Source organism: Nonomuraea sp. NPDC003707, assembly GCF_053587055.1.
Genome location: NZ_JBSFNK010000049.1, coordinates 29,753 through 43,542, shown reverse-complemented (window position 1 = coordinate 43,542; position 13,790 = coordinate 29,753). Strand labels below are relative to the sequence as shown.

At 67.4% G+C, this 13,790-nt stretch carries 16 protein-coding genes; 7 read left to right on the top strand and 9 right to left on the bottom strand.

Features of this window, described 5'->3' with window-relative positions; all coding sequences use genetic code 11:
- Positions 1–108: 108 nt before the first annotated feature.
- On the top strand, positions 109–573 hold the full coding sequence (locus ACWDRB_RS59735; RefSeq protein WP_449910544.1) for a tetratricopeptide repeat protein: 465 nt from the start codon (positions 109–111) through the stop codon (positions 571–573).
- 95 nt (positions 574–668) lie between these two features.
- Here the strand turns inward: ACWDRB_RS59735 and ACWDRB_RS59730 are convergent, their stop codons facing one another.
- Both ACWDRB_RS59730 and ACWDRB_RS59725 read right to left on the bottom strand, forming a co-directional pair.
- Positions 669–1,280 carry a dihydrofolate reductase family protein gene (locus tag ACWDRB_RS59730; RefSeq protein ID WP_449910543.1) on the bottom strand — a complete coding sequence of 204 codons (612 nt, stop codon included), beginning with the start codon at positions 1,278–1,280 and terminating at the stop codon, positions 669–671.
- 74 nt (positions 1,281–1,354) lie between these two features.
- Positions 1,355–2,197 carry a helix-turn-helix domain-containing protein gene (locus ACWDRB_RS59725; protein ID WP_449910541.1) on the bottom strand — a complete coding sequence of 281 codons (843 nt, stop codon included), beginning with the start codon at positions 2,195–2,197 and terminating at the stop codon, positions 1,355–1,357.
- A 471-nt stretch (positions 2,198–2,668) separates the two neighbouring features.
- Between ACWDRB_RS59725 and ACWDRB_RS59720 the strand changes: the two genes are divergently transcribed.
- A complete protein-coding gene (locus ACWDRB_RS59720; RefSeq protein WP_449910539.1) occupies positions 2,669–3,676 on the top strand; it encodes a phosphotransferase enzyme family protein in 1,008 nt (335 codons plus the stop codon).
- Between the two features lie 62 nt (positions 3,677–3,738).
- On the opposite strand, the gene lgt is transcribed toward ACWDRB_RS59720, so the two are convergent.
- From lgt to ACWDRB_RS59705, 3 genes are all read right to left on the bottom strand, one after another.
- A complete protein-coding gene (lgt, locus tag ACWDRB_RS59715; RefSeq protein WP_449910537.1) occupies positions 3,739–4,635 on the bottom strand; it encodes a prolipoprotein diacylglyceryl transferase in 897 nt (298 codons plus the stop codon).
- A 477-nt stretch (positions 4,636–5,112) separates the two neighbouring features.
- Positions 5,113–5,502: a hypothetical protein gene (locus tag ACWDRB_RS59710; protein WP_449910535.1), complete on the bottom strand. Its 390-nt coding sequence runs from the start codon at positions 5,500–5,502 to the stop codon at positions 5,113–5,115.
- Between the two features lie 305 nt (positions 5,503–5,807).
- Positions 5,808–6,134 carry a helix-turn-helix transcriptional regulator gene (locus ACWDRB_RS59705; RefSeq protein ID WP_355212670.1) on the bottom strand — a complete coding sequence of 109 codons (327 nt, stop codon included), beginning with the start codon at positions 6,132–6,134 and terminating at the stop codon, positions 5,808–5,810.
- Between the two features lie 153 nt (positions 6,135–6,287).
- On the opposite strand from ACWDRB_RS59705, the gene ACWDRB_RS59700 reads away from it, so the two are divergent.
- Entirely contained in the window at positions 6,288–6,719 is a 432-nt protein-coding gene (locus ACWDRB_RS59700; RefSeq protein ID WP_449910533.1) for an STAS domain-containing protein, read from the top strand.
- Positions 6,720–6,940: 221 nt separating this feature from the next.
- Here ACWDRB_RS59700 and ACWDRB_RS59695 read toward each other — a convergent pair whose 3' ends face one another.
- Positions 6,941–7,873, bottom strand: coding sequence for a GlxA family transcriptional regulator (locus ACWDRB_RS59695; protein ID WP_449910531.1), 933 nt, complete (start codon positions 7,871–7,873; stop codon positions 6,941–6,943).
- 97 nt (positions 7,874–7,970) lie between these two features.
- Here ACWDRB_RS59695 and ACWDRB_RS59690 point away from each other — a divergent pair, with 97 nt between their 5' ends.
- The 3 genes from ACWDRB_RS59690 (at position 7,971) to ACWDRB_RS59680 (ending at position 10,512) form a co-directional block, all read left to right on the top strand.
- Positions 7,971–8,636: an HD domain-containing protein gene (locus ACWDRB_RS59690; RefSeq protein ID WP_449910529.1), complete on the top strand. Its 666-nt coding sequence runs from the start codon at positions 7,971–7,973 to the stop codon at positions 8,634–8,636.
- Between the two features lie 144 nt (positions 8,637–8,780).
- Positions 8,781–9,362, top strand: coding sequence for a hypothetical protein (locus ACWDRB_RS59685; protein WP_449910527.1), 582 nt, complete (start codon positions 8,781–8,783; stop codon positions 9,360–9,362).
- Between the two features lie 625 nt (positions 9,363–9,987).
- Entirely contained in the window at positions 9,988–10,512 is a 525-nt protein-coding gene (locus ACWDRB_RS59680; RefSeq protein ID WP_449910525.1) for a hypothetical protein, read from the top strand.
- A gap of 571 nt (positions 10,513–11,083) precedes the next feature.
- Here ACWDRB_RS59680 and ACWDRB_RS59675 read toward each other — a convergent pair.
- Genes ACWDRB_RS59675 through ACWDRB_RS59665 form a run of 3 tightly spaced genes read right to left on the bottom strand, consistent with a single transcriptional unit; the run spans position 11,084 to position 12,961 of the window.
- Positions 11,084–11,392, bottom strand: a complete 309-nt coding sequence (locus tag ACWDRB_RS59675; RefSeq protein WP_449910523.1) for a putative quinol monooxygenase — start codon at positions 11,390–11,392, stop codon at positions 11,084–11,086.
- A 58-nt stretch (positions 11,393–11,450) separates the two neighbouring features.
- Positions 11,451–12,371: an NAD-dependent epimerase/dehydratase family protein gene (locus ACWDRB_RS59670; protein ID WP_449910521.1), complete on the bottom strand. Its 921-nt coding sequence runs from the start codon at positions 12,369–12,371 to the stop codon at positions 11,451–11,453.
- Positions 12,368–12,961, bottom strand: coding sequence for a dihydrofolate reductase family protein (locus ACWDRB_RS59665; RefSeq protein WP_449910519.1), 594 nt, complete (start codon positions 12,959–12,961; stop codon positions 12,368–12,370). Before ACWDRB_RS59665 ends, ACWDRB_RS59670 begins: the two co-directional genes overlap by 4 nt.
- 92 nt (positions 12,962–13,053) lie before the next feature.
- Between ACWDRB_RS59665 and ACWDRB_RS59660 the strand changes: the two genes are divergently transcribed.
- A complete protein-coding gene (locus ACWDRB_RS59660) occupies positions 13,054–13,506 on the top strand; it encodes a winged helix-turn-helix transcriptional regulator (RefSeq protein ID WP_449910517.1) in 453 nt (150 codons plus the stop codon).
- The last annotated feature ends 284 nt before the right edge of the window (positions 13,507–13,790 follow it).

Here is a 13,790-nt window from a genome sequence, read left to right as displayed (position 1 = left end):
TTATCCGGGTTGCTCAAGCGAACCTGCTGGTCAACCGCATGGCGGTTTTTGAGCCGCGTCAGGCGAGTAGGCTGACCGCGCTTGCCCGCGACGATCAAGGAGCCGCTCATGACGACCGACCCGACGATGACCCGGATCGGCCAGGGGGTGGAGTTGCATCACCGCCAAGGTCAGCGTGAAGCTGCTCGCGACCTGTTCGCGCAGATCTGGGATGACATCGGCGGCGAGCAAGGCGATCCGCTGCATGTTTGCGTTCTTGCCCACTCGATGGCCGATGTGCAGGACGACGTGCATGAGGAGCTGATGTGGGATCTGCGAGCGCTTGCCGCCGCCGATCTGGTCACCGATGAGCGGGTGGCCGAAGCCGGGGTGCCGCTTTCGGTGGCCGGCTTGTATCCGTCGTTGCACCTGAACTTGTGTGAGTGCTATCGCAAGCTGGGCGATCTCGATCGCGCCCGTGAGCACCTCCAGCAGGCGCGGGACGGGATCGGCGTGCTTGGCGACGACGAGTACGGGCGGCTCATCAAGGGTGGCCTGGAGCAGGTGGCCGGGCAGTTGGGTGAGACCAGCTGACGTCCTCAGGCCAGGACCTCCAGGGTCTCCAGCACGGTGATCCCCGGCGGACCTAGATCCTTGAGCCATGCTCATCGGAGCAGTCTCAGCACGCCTTAACGGCGCACCTTGAACCTCAGGTGCAGCACCCCTTCGCCCTGGATGACCACGTGGGGATCCTCCAGCAGATGCTGCCCATCGATGCTGCCGAAGTAGCGTTTGCCCGACCCGAACACCACCGGCACCACGTCCATCGCCACCTCGTCCACGAGGCCCGCCGCCAGGATCTGGCTGCCCACGTCGCCGGCGTTCACAGCGACGGTTCGCTCCCCGGCGAGCTCCTGGGCCTTGTCGATCGCAGCCGTCACGCCATCGACGAAATGGTACGAAGCCTCGGGGTGCCAGCCCTCAGGCTTGGGCCGGTGGGACACCACGACCACGTGGTCACCCGCGGGCGGCCGACCCTCCCAGCCGTTCACCAGGTCGAACAGGTGGCGGCCCATCACGATCGTGCCGATCGTCTCCCACATCGACCGGACGTACTCCGCCGATGCACGTGAGACCTTGAAGCCGCTTCCGACTCCGGAATGGTCGTGCTGCTGGTCGCCGCCTTCGGTGATCGGGATGTCGCCGTTGAAGTACCAATCGTGGAGTGGCCCGACGTCGTCGTTCTTGTCGGCGATGAAGCCGTCCACCGACACCACGTTGTGCATGATCACTGTGCCCACAGGTTCTCCTGGAATCTCCTTGCGCGTTCGCCCCCGATCCTGCCGTCCTCAGGGGCGAGTGGGCTTGTAAAAAATCAATCGGCGGGCATCGGCCCGCTGTCCGGCGGGAACCCCCGCTCGGCGGGGAACCGGCGCCGCAGGTCCAGGTATTCCGTCGGGGTATGGCCGGTGAAGTCCTTGAACTCCCTGCTGAAGTGGGCCTGGTCGAAGTAGCCCGCCGTTTGGGCGAGCTGCGACCAGTCGACCGGACGCAGAGCGTCCACGGACACGATCAGCCGCGCGAACCGGTAGATCCGCGCCACCCGCTTCGGGGTGACCCCGACATGAGACTTGAACTGCGTGGCCAGGTGATTGCCACTCACCCCGGCGGCATCGGCCAGCGCACCCACCGGCACCACGCCGTAGGAGGTCTCCAAACACCAGCCTGCGTGCTGGACCAGGTCGAGACCGCGCCCCGGCGCCTCGGCAAGCCGCGATCGCAGCTCCTCCTCCAACACCCGCAGTGTCTCGGCGGCCGACGTGAGGTCACCGACCTGGTTGCGGATCCGATCCATGAACCGTTGCCAGACGTCGTCGACCGGCACCCATCGGTCCCGCAGTTCGGTCGCCGGCATGTCGGCGAACGGCGAGATCCCCCAGGGCTTGAAGTGCACCCCGACGAGCCGCACCGGTGTGGGGTACTCGAAGAGGAAACGCCTGGTCCATACCCCCATGAACCACCCATCGGTGAACACTGCCGGCGGCACCGAGGGATCGGAATCCCACAGGCGGACGGGTCCGCCCAGGTTGATGTACAGGTGTGCCGACGGCATCGGCGGGACGTTCATCCGTCGGTGGCGCGGCACTCCGGTCAGGCAGTAGATGTCGTCGATGAACCGGTCGAGCGGCGGCGTGGGCACCCGGACGACGTATTCCATGGAGTCAGTGTGACCGACGAGGGTGCCCGCTCAGCCTCACCCCGGCCGGCGTTGAAGTGATCTACACCACTCACCGCTGTTGTATGCACTTTGCCTCAGAGCACCGGAAAGCGCCCTCATACCGTGATCTCCGATCCGGACTTCAAGGGCGACGTCCTCGGGACGTTCGGCGATGTCGCCAACGTCGGCTTCTTCGCCGACGATCTGACCACCGCCTACGGCAGCTGCTAGAGAGCCGGCCATGTAGCCGGCCTGCCGACGTCCGATCTCGCATAAGGCGAGCGGCTTGGGTCACGCCAAAGCCCTCACCGCATGGCCTCCGGGTCCGGCTTCCGAGATTCTCGGCTCGACCCGCGTAGGAAAGCGCAACCCCGACTGGTTGACCAGAATAGGAACCCTTTGCTGGCTCTTGCTTTGAGGGGCCCATAAACCGGTTGCGCGCCGGCCTGGGCATGCCGCCAGAATTGGCGCGTGACTGCGCCCGCCGACCTGGAGTTCCTCGTCGGACTGCTGGCCGCGTGGGGGTTTCCCCCGGACACGACGATCATCCGAGCCGAGCAGGGGACCAACAACCAGACGTTCGTGCTCCGCCAAGGGGACCTCCGATTCGTGCTCCGGGTCAGCCAGACCCTGTCCGCCGCGCGGGTCGGCGCCGAGCACCGGATCCTGCGGTGGCTACGGCAGGCCGGACTTCCCTTCCAGGTGCCTGAGCCGGTCGCCGCGCCCAGCGGGGACACCGTGATCGAGACCGCGGCCGGACCCGCCACCGTCTGCCGGTGGATCCCCGGCGTGCGGCCCGACCTCACGGGCCGGACGGCACTCGAGCGCTTCGGCCGGGCGGCCGGGCTGCTCGGCGAGACGTTGCTGGGCATGCCGCCAGAAGACAGGCTGGGAGACTGGCGCGGCAATCCTCTGGCGCACCCCGCCGTACCGCATGTCGGCGCCCTTTGCCGTCAGCTGCGCGCCGCCGGGATCAGCGCGGAGCGGGCCGCCCACCTTGAGGCCGTGGCGCGCCGCGTCGGGCAGGAGTGGCCTGTGGGCGGCGGCGCGCTGCCGACCCAGGTCATCCACGGTGACCTGGCGGCCTCGAACGTGCTGGTCGACGAGGACACCGGGGAGGTGAGCGGGCTGCTTGACTTCGAGTTCGCCGGGCTCGGCTTCCTGGTCCAGGACGTGATGGCGGCGCTGTTCTACAGCGGGGCCCTGGAGACGCGCGACTGGCAGCTCCGCACGGCGGCCTTCCTCCGAGGGTACGCCTCGGTCCGCCCACTGGACGTCGCCGAGGCCGACGCCCTGCCCCGGCTGCTCCTCGCCCGGGCGGTCGGCAGCGCCCTGTGGCGGGCGGGCCACTGGCTGAACGGGAGGGCGCAACTCGACGAGGTCGCCGACCGAATCCGCAAGCTGGAGGACACAACCCGCTGGCTCGACGCCAACGGCGGAAAGCTCCGGTCGCTCGCGGCCGCCGGCGGGCACGGGTGACTCGGAAACCGCCAGCGCCGCGTTGCGCGCCTGCGGGCCGCGCGGGTCGCATGTCGGTCGCGTCAGGTGCTCTCGGTCGGATCGGAGACTTGCCCGCCGCTCTCCTCGTGCGAGGCCTTGCCCTGTGAGGCCGGCACCACGATCTCTTCGTTGTCCTTGTTACGAGTCACCCAGAGATAGACCAGCGCGCCGACGAACAGCACGATCGAGGTCCACTGGTTGATCCGCAGCCCCAGGAGCGTCACCGCGTGGTCCACCCCGCCGACCGGGTCGATCCGCAGCCCTTCGATCCAGAACCGCCCGAACGTGTAGCCGGCGACGTAGAGGGCGAACAGGCGGCCGTGGCGCAGCGTGAACCGCCTGCCGGCCAGGATCAGTCCGAAACCGAGCGCCGCGTCCCACAGCGACTCGTACAGGAACGTCGGGTGGTAGAGCACGCCTGGCTCGCCGCCGTGCGCCTGGTCGATCTCCAGGCCCCACGGCGACGTGGTCGGGCTACCGTACAGCTCCTGGTTGAACCAGTTGCCCCAGCGGGCGATCGCCTGTCCGAACGCGATGCCGGGCGCGACCGTGTCGGCCACGGCTGCCAGGGACAGCCCCCGGCGGCGGCAGGCCAGCCACATGCCTATGCCTCCCAGGGCGACCGCGCCCCAGATGCTGAGCCCGCCTTCCCAAATGAACAGCGCCTGGTACGGCTCCTTGATCGCGCGCGGGCCGAAGTAGGTCTGCCAGTCGGTGATGACATGGTAGAGGCGAGCCCCGATCAGACCGAAGATCACTCCGGGGACCGCCAGGTCGCCGATCGTGCCCTTCTCGCCGCCGCGGGCGCGCCAGCGGCGCTCGCTCAGCCAGATGCCGAAGCCGATCGCGATGATGAAGCACAATGCGTAGGCCCGGATCGGGATGAATCCGAGATACCAGACCCCTTCGGAAGGGCTGGGAATCGAGGCGAGAGGCATGCCGGTGAGGCTAGCCAACACGAGGCCCCATGGCCGCCTTCGTAACCTGATCGCGAGCCATCTGCGACGTGACGCGGCGTAGCCGAACCGGTGCGGCATCCGATGGCCGTTCGGTTGCTGCTCCCCCCGTCTCCGCCCCGGCCCAAGGCGGGCGCGGGCGGCAGGTCACCGCCGCCTGGACCCTGGTCGTCGAAGCTGCGGAGAAGACGGCCGCCGCCACCCACGCCCTGCAACTGCGCGAGGAGAAACGGCAGCGCACCAAGCAGGTGCCGGGAGCTGGACAAGACCAACCGCCAGACGGCCACAACGACCACCATCGGGCCCGGCGTTCCCACGCTCTGGCGGTCACACCCGACGGTATTGCGACCCGTACACGCCGAACAGATCACGGTCGGCCACGGCCCGACGGCGATCGCACTTACCCCGGACGGACGCTACGCGGGAGCGGGGCTGGGGGGTCAGCCGACGGGGTCGTGGTCATCGTTCGTTGATGGTCTGGTCGCCACCGGCCTGATACACCCGGCCCTGCCCCGAAGCCTGCGCCCGCATCTGCACATTGCGCGCGCCATCCCCCGTCGAGACGACGCCGGTATTGTCCCCGCCGATGGCGATCGACCGCTCCCCCGAAGCCGACACGCCAGGCGGCGTCTCGGGCACTGCCTCCGCTGGATCAGTGGCGGCGGTCGGCTGGGTACGGTCGGCGCGTAGCTGCAGCAGCAGCGCCACCACCGCGACCACCAGTCCGGCCGCGCCGATGAACATGCTGATCACGCTGGCCCGCTGATCCAGCACACCCAGCACGTCCGGCGGGAGGCGTAGCGGGTCGGCGAAGAAGCCGATCAACCCCACGGCCAGCAACGCTGCCATCGCGACGATCGCGGCGATGACCGTCCACCGCCTGCCCCGTGACCGTGGGGCGCGTCCGGATCCTGCTGCCGTCTTCGACATGCTTCCAGAGTGCTCCCGAACCAGCATGAGCGGGACGCATAGTGACGAACGCGTTACCTGACACGGCCTGACGAAGCTAGGGGGAGGAACGTGGTGCCGCGCCCGCGTACAATCCCTCACCCAGATCGCCCGCGAGGTCGGCGGCGGCCGCTCCACGCCGTACCGGGCGCTGGAAGACGACGACCAACCCGACACATCGGCCACCGGGCCGGCGAGGCAGCGGTCTACGGCTGGTGCGACGGCGGGCCGTCGGGCAGGTCGCGGTCGGTGAACATGGCGATCAGGCGGCGCACCGGCATGCCGGCCTCCGTGGGGTAGCGGAAGTCCAGGTCCGTGTTGATGGTGTAGCGGTTGTGGCGGCCGACTCGTTCGCGGGTGAGGTATCCGGCGTCGTGCAGGTCGTTGACGATGCTCTGTACGGTGCGTTCGGTGATGCCGATCCAGGAGGCGATCTCGCGCAGCCGTACCTCGGGGTTGCGGGCGATCTCCAGCAGCACGCGGGCGTGGTGGGTCAGGAAGGTCCAGGCCGGGGTCTCGTGACCGGGCTGCATGGCGCTCACGCTTTCAGTCCGTGGTGGCGGACGGTGTCGGGTAGTGGCTGGCATCAGAGTTTATAGTGAAAGCTATTTCATGTAACCTTCTTCAGGGTTTACGGTTGAGAGCGCCACCGAAGTCCCCGTACCGATCGAGGAGGCGGATACGCGATGTCCGAGCAGGCGGTCGGCCGCCATGCCGAGGACCTGGCCGCACGGATGACTGACGTGACCCCGCTACATCTGACCAGCCGAGCCCTGATCGGCGGCACCCTCATCGAGGTGGTGGGCGAGGTGGATGCCGCCACCGTCGCCCAACTGACCACCTACATCGAGCGTGAGCATCCGGACGCCGGCCTACCCCTGGTGCTGGATTTGTCCGGGGTGAGTTTCATGGACAGCTCCGGCCTGCATCTGCTCATCCAGCAGCACCACCGTCAAAATGAGCATGGCGCCGGCCTGCACCTGGCCGCCCCGCACGAACGGGTCAGGCGCATCCTGGAGATCACGGGCGTCGGTCAGTTGCTGCGCACCCATTCCGGGCTCGATCAGGCCCTGCTGGCCGCCGATCTGATCGATCCCATGCCGCGGTCCGCGGCATGACCTGACGCTCTGGCCATTGGCGGCTCGACAACGGTGATCGCGGACGGGGCGGCCTGCATGCGTGCGGCTCGCCAGGCCGTCGGTGTCGGCTCCATTTACGCCCAGCGGGCATCGGACAGGTCCAGGGGCAAGGACGGCGTGAGGTCATGGTCCCGTGCTGGCAACTGTCGCCCCAGAAGGCCGGCATCTGTCGAGTCGGGCGATTCAAGGACGTCCCGGGATCATGCGTCCGCCATCTCGTCCTTGTGGCGGAACAGGATCCGGTATTCCTGAGGGGAGGTGCCGAGGTGCCGATGGAATGCGGCCCGCAAGGAAGCGGGAGCGCCGAGACCGGTCAGGCGGCCGATCTGCTCGATGGGCACGGTGGTCGCCTCCAGCAGTTCGCGTGCCCGGTCAAGGCGCGCGTCGGTCAGCCAGGCCATGGGCGGAGTGCCGGTCTCCTCGCGGAAGCGGCGGATCAGTGTCCGCCGCGACATATGGGCGCGTTCGGCGAGGTGGTCGACGGTCAGGGGCGTCGCAAGGTTGTCAAGCATCCACTCCCGCAGAGGTGCGAGTTCATCTCCGCTCGCTTCGGGGCGGAACTGTTCGATGAACTGTGCTTGGCCTCCCCGTCGCCGTGGCGGCGCGACAAGATCGCGTGCGTGTGTGTTCGCTGCTGCGGCGCCCAGGTCGGTGCGGATCAGGTGCAGGCACAGGTCAATTCCCGCGGTCACTCCGGCGGACGTGAGGATCTCGCCGTCGTCGACGTAGAGCTGATTTGGCAGGACATCGACGAGTGGGTAGCGCTGACGCAATTGCTCGGCGTGCCGCCAGTGTGTGGTCGCGCGGCGCCCGTCGAGCAGCCCGGCCGCGGCCAGGGCGAAGGCCGCGGTGCAGATGGAGACGAGTCGGGCGCCTCGGGCGTGAGCTGCTCGTAGTGCCGCCAGAAGCTCAGCCGACAGGGTCGCGTCAATGTGGTCGTAACCCGGAATGATCACAGTGTCGGCGTCGTCCAGCGCCTCGAGGCCGGCCGCGACGGTGATCGCGAAGCGGAACCCTGGCACCAGGCCGGTGTCGGTGTCACCGCACACGGTCAGCTCATAGTGGGGGTCCATGGCGAAGATCTGCGTCGCGGTACCGAACTCGAGCGGAAGCACACCGGGCAGTACGAGCACCGCAACGTGGTGTCTGTTTGTCATAGTGGCACGACTGTAGCGCTGGTTGGCATCCGTGCCACTTTTGGCAGGAGGGCCGGTTTCATAGTGTCGAGTCATGACCGGCATCCCCGCACTCTCGGAAGGCCTGCAGAACGAGGTACTCGCTCTTCCTGCCGGGCCGCTGGTTGAGGCAAGCCTCGCCGCGGCACGTGCTGCGGTGCATCCGTCTGTGCTCAACCACTGCATTCGCGGTTTCTACTGGGCCCGCCTGTTCGCCGCCCACAAAGGCGTCCTGAACGACGCGGACTACGACGAGGAACTCCTCTTCGCCGCCCACGTGATGCACGACCTGGGAACAGGCCCCGACGCACCCGGCCGGCTCCGGTTCGAGATGGAAGGCGCCGATCTTGCCGCCACCGTGCTGACCGATCTCGGCGCTCCCGCCCGGGACGTCGACCGGGTCTGGGAGGCGATCGCTCTTCACACCACTCCACAGATCCCCGAACGAATGGGACTGCTGACCTACCTCACCTACGAAGGCATCTGGATTGACTTCGGCAAACATTTCGACCTCGTGGCCAACGAACAAAGGCAGATCCATGCCGCCTACCCACGGCTCGAGATGGTCCGCCATCTGACCGACGAAGTCCTCGCCCACGGAGCCCGCTCCGAGACCGCCGCGCCCCCTTACGCGATCGCCTACCACCTGGCGCGTGAGCGGGAAGCAGATGGAGCCACCTTCATGGAGCGTGGCGTAGCCAAGGGCCCGTGGGGGGAGTAGGCGGAGGCCCTCGGCACTGGCCTCATGGTGACCGTTTCCGTCGGCTGAACAGGGTCGCCTTTCGACCCGTCCCCTCCAAACAGGAAGCCGGCCCCCAATGACCGTACAAACCTCCGCCGATGTACCGCGAGATCGGAGTTAAGCATGTCGAATTTTGTCGAGTTCACATTCCGAGGGCAGCCGGGCTACAGCGAACCGGCAGTTCGGGAGATCGTCACCAGTTCGATTCCTGTCAGGACGATCGCCATCTACTGCTTTGACCCCCGGGCGGCCGGCGTTGCGCAGGCAGTGGCCGATTACTTCGGTGACGAGGTCTACCCTGGTGACCTTGTCCTCGACGAGGCTGGCAGGAAGAGAGGTTCTACAGCGACGGTGTTTCCCCTCATCGTCGGAGGTGGACGCGCAGCGGATGCTCTTCGCTCGATCACGGTCTCCCAGCACCTCTTCGGAATCGAGCGGGTTGTCGTCGTACACCACTCCTTCTGCGGCGGTACCTCATTCACGGAGAAGGGGATCATCGATGCCTGGGAACGTGAACAGCACACCGATATCTCGTCTGCGTACGACTGGGACGGCATCTGCATCGCTGACTTCGAGAAGTCACTCACCTACGACGTAAGCCTGATCCGCAACAGCCCAGGCACGCCGAAGCACGTTGAGATTCACGGCCTCTTCTACGACATCGATTCCGGCGAGCTGACAGAGGTCGTCCGGGACGTTCCGTAATCCAAGTGCACGTGCGGCGAGATGATCGGGGCGACGGTGATGGTGAGCTTGGGTTTGTGCTGGGTCGCGGTGGCGTCGGTGAGGTGAACGCGCCGTCGAACTGCGCGCCGGTGGTCAGCGGGCCGGCGACCTGTCCGCCCGCGCCGCACGGCGCGTCGCAGCTCGGGGTGAAGATCAGGCTGGGGCCGGGCTGCCGGGTGTCTTCAGGACCTCGACCGTCACCGGGACGCCGTCGACCAGAACGCGGCGGCGCTGCTGCTCGCAGGAAGAAAAGCGTGCACGAGGCGGCGGCCTGGCTGCCGAGCGCCCGGTCGGTGGCGGTATCCCAGCTTGCCTCCACCACCCGGTGGGGCGCACGGTCGGGCCTGGCTTGTGTCCACAAGGCGGTTCCTGAAGCAGAGCGGCATTCGCCAGGTCCACGGCCGGCTTGCCGAACTGAGCGAGCGGGCGGGCGGCGAGCCGGTCTGGTCGACGCGCCGGCGCGGGCAGGGGCGGGCGGGTGCTTGTACGGACTTGTACGGATGATTCGGCCAGGGCTTCACCGGCCAAGGAATTCTCGTCAGCGTGGTTCCAGCAACGACCCATCGCGGAGCGCACGGCTTCGCGCAATCAGAGAGGAACCCCGTTGTCCAGACTCATCAAGGCCGCGTTCGCCGCGGTGGCGCTGTCCGGCGCTCTAGCGCTGACGATCACCGCCGCCGACGCCGTGTCCAGTTCCCAGACCGGCACGCAGACCAGCGCTCAGTCTTACACCGGGGAGAGCAGCCCATGGACCGCCCAGACGGTCGGAGCCTGGGGGAACATCCCGACGGCGTCTGTCAACGTCACCGTACCCTCGGGGACGACGCGATTCCTCGACGCCCGCTTCACCGCCGAGTCCATTTGCGCCGGCGACGCCAGTGCATGGTGCTCCGTGCGCATCGTCGTGATCAACTCCGCGGGGACGACCACCGAGCTGCAACCGGTCACGAGCACGGACTACAGGTTCGACAGCCCCGGTGGCGTCGAGGAGGCGCACGCCCTCGAGCGTTTCTCTGCTCCCCTGGGCCCGGGCACCTACACCGTCCGGGTGCAAGCCCTGCGCATCACGGGCATCACTCAGTTCACCCTGGACGACTACGCGTTCGCGGTCGGCCTCGTCGAGCCGTAAGGCGTGATCATCGATAGGTCCCTGCGGACGTCTCCGCAGGGACCTATCGATCGTGAGATTAGGCGGCCGGGTCGCCGTGGCCTGCACGCCTTACCGAGCCAGGTCCACCATCCGCCGATGCCGACCTCTACCGGCATCGTGGGCTTTGCCGAACACCGGGGACACGCCTTGAAGGCCGGTCCACGTGCCTTGCGTACCTGAAGAGATCATCGCGCTCTGACCTGTGAGAAGGGACCTCGTCCCCCGGATAGCCAGCAGTTCTTCCGCCCGTTCGCGCGGATCACCTCACAGACCGCGCCGAAGCGAGTGGCGTTGTCAGCGAAGGATTTGGCGCCGGCATGGGTCGGTGGCGCACGCAACAGGGCCGTTCTGGCCGGGAATGGCGAGTTTGCGTGATTGCAGCGTCAGTGCCGGCGTGAACAGCAGCGGCTGCGTGCCTTTGGCGTCAGGCTTCACCGGTGGCGATGCGTTCGCCGGGCCCGGCGAGCGTGCCTGCCTCGTTCAACGACAGGTGATCGACGCCAGCCGCGCCTGTCGCCGGGGTCGTGGCCTGGCTCTTGTCGGCTCCAGGTCACTCGTCCAGATTCGACATGATGCTGTGCCCGAAGGGGATGACCATGGTCCAGCCCTCGACCAGGTCATTCATGATCTCACCGAACTTCTGCACCGGTCCGTTCTTGATGTGGCTCTCGAAGGCGGCCTCATCCGTGTAGACCTCGTAGACGTACACCACGTCAGGTTCCGTCTCGACCTCCCACAGGTCGAGACGCAGCGTGCCCGGCTCGGATTCCCTGACCACCTGGGTGTTCCAGCGCGAAAGCTCCAGAAACTCCGATCGCTTTCCTGGTTTGATGACGAGCCTGACGAGTGCCCCGTACATCAGATGCTCCTGATCTTGGGCCGGCCGCTCTTTGCGGCCGGATCCGGGTGGGGGGGTTCTAGCGGGGGTTCTCGGCACGCCAGGCGACGTAGTCGGCGACCGCCTTGGCGGTGTCGAAGGCCGGTGCGAAGCCGGTGTCGTGGGTGAGCCGGGTGGTGTCGAGGTAGGGGTTGTCGCCGGGGCCGGTCTGCCGTCCGGGCAGGAGGTCGAGCCGCAGGCCGGGAGTGATCGCCTGCACGGCGTCCGCAAGCTCGCGGTTGGTGAACGGTCGGCCGCTGGAGACGTTGTAGGTGTCGTGCCGCAGGGTTTCCGCGGTCGTCAGCAGGGCGATCGCGCGCCCGGCGTCGGGTGCGTAGCAACTGTCGCCGCCGTCGTCGGCGTACAGCGGCTGCGGCTTCTCACCGCGGAGCACGGCGCTGATGTACGGCGGGATGTGGTTGAACGGTGATTCCGGGTCCATCAGCGGTCCCCAGATGCTCCCGATGCGCAGCACGACCGGCTGGACGCCGCTGCCCCGGAGGCTGTGCGTGGTCAGTGGCTCGACGGCCTTCTTGAAGGCGACGATCAGGTGCGGCAGGTTCGCGGTGGGCAGCGCGAGCTCCTCGTGCCAGCGGGTCTCGCTCCGGCCGACGTACACGCCGAGGCTGCTCGCGACGGCGAACCTGCGCACGCCCCAGGTGCGGGCGGCGTCCAGCGCGTTGAGCAGGCCGATCGTGTCCGTGCGGAAGTAGCGGACCGGGTCTTCGCCGGGGATGCCGCCCGCGAGGTGGACGACGTCGCTGATGTCGTGGCGATCGGCGAGGGCCAGGAAGGCGTCCCGGTCGGTGACGTCGAGAGGCTCCACGCTGACCCGGCCGGCGAGGAACGACGGGACCTCGGTCCGGCGGTGTGCGGTGACGACGACCTCGTGTCCGAGGTCGACGAGCGCGCGGGCGGTGTGCGCGCCGATCATGCCCAGCCCTCCGGTGACGAGGATCATCGGACCACCTCGTAGTGGAGGTGGGTGACGCCCTGTGCCGGTACGGCCTCCAGCAGGCGGAGGTGTACGTGCTCAGGCAGCGACTGGAAGAAGGGGCGGCCGCCGCCGAGCAGGATGGACACCTGGTGGAGGATCACCTCGTCGACGAGCCCCGCTTTCAGAGCCTCGGTGGTGACGCCGCCGCCCATGAGGCCGACGTCGCCGCCGCCCGCGGCTTCGCGAGCGGCTGTGATCGCGTCTTTGATGCCGGTGGTGATGAGGGTCTGCCGTTCGCTCATCTCCGGTGCCGTCCGGTGGCTGAGGACGACGAGTCGGGCTTTCGGGTGTGGGCTGCCGCCTCCGAAATGGTCGGAGTCCTCATAGGTGTTGCGCCCCGCGACGACCGCGCCCACGCGTGCGGCGAGGGCGTCGAAGACGCCGGCGCTGGGCTCGCTCAGTTTGAACCCGTCGAAGACCTGGCTGGGTGTGTCGCCGTTGAAGTACCAGTCGAACAGCATCGTTGCGTCTCCCAGCCCGCGTCCGGCGCCGGGGTCGCGGCCGGTGATGTAGCCGTCGACCGACACCGCGTGGGCGGCGATGACCTTGCTCATGGCGGCAATTCCTTCCTTGAGTTCCTTGAAGAGACTCTTTGACCGTAACACTTGAAGTTCCCTAAGGGAACTCCAATGGGTAGACTGACCCCATGCAACGCACCAACTTCGGCGACATGACCTGCTCCATCGCCCGCACCCTCGACGTCATCGGAGAACCCTGGTCACCCCTGATCCTGCGCGACATATGGGCCGGCCTGAACCGATTCGACCACCTCCAGGCCGACCTCGGCATCTCCCGCAAAGTCCTGACCGAACGCCTCAACCACCTCGTCGACCAAGGCATCCTCGAACGCCGCCCCTACGACAACCGGCCACGCCACGAATACCACCTGACCCTCAAAGGCACCGAACTGATCGACCTGCTCATGGTCATGGCCGGCTGGGGCGACAAATGGCTCGCCGGCCAGGCCGGACCACCCGTGCTCTACCGCCACCACGCATGCGGCGAGATCAGCCGTACCGACCTGCGCTGCGCCCACTGCGGCCGGCCGATGCACGCCGGCGACGTCGACCTGCTACCAGGCCCAGGAGCGGCCACGTGATCGAGACCGGCTTCACAGCTCGCCGGGCCCGTACGACGAGGTAGAGCCGCAACAGCACGAAACACGTCCACGGAGGCCAGCGGCGACGACAGAGGGAGCACCGCGGGACCGAGCCACCGCCTCGGTTCCGGCCCGCGGCGCAGTCCGATCGATGATCATGATTGCGCTCCTTCCGGTTGCCGAAAAGTCTCGCGGCTCCGCCGCTCGATCGGCAGATGCCGATGTGGACTGTCATCGGTGATGAACGCCATCGCGAGTTCGGTGATATTTGCATCTGTTCCCGG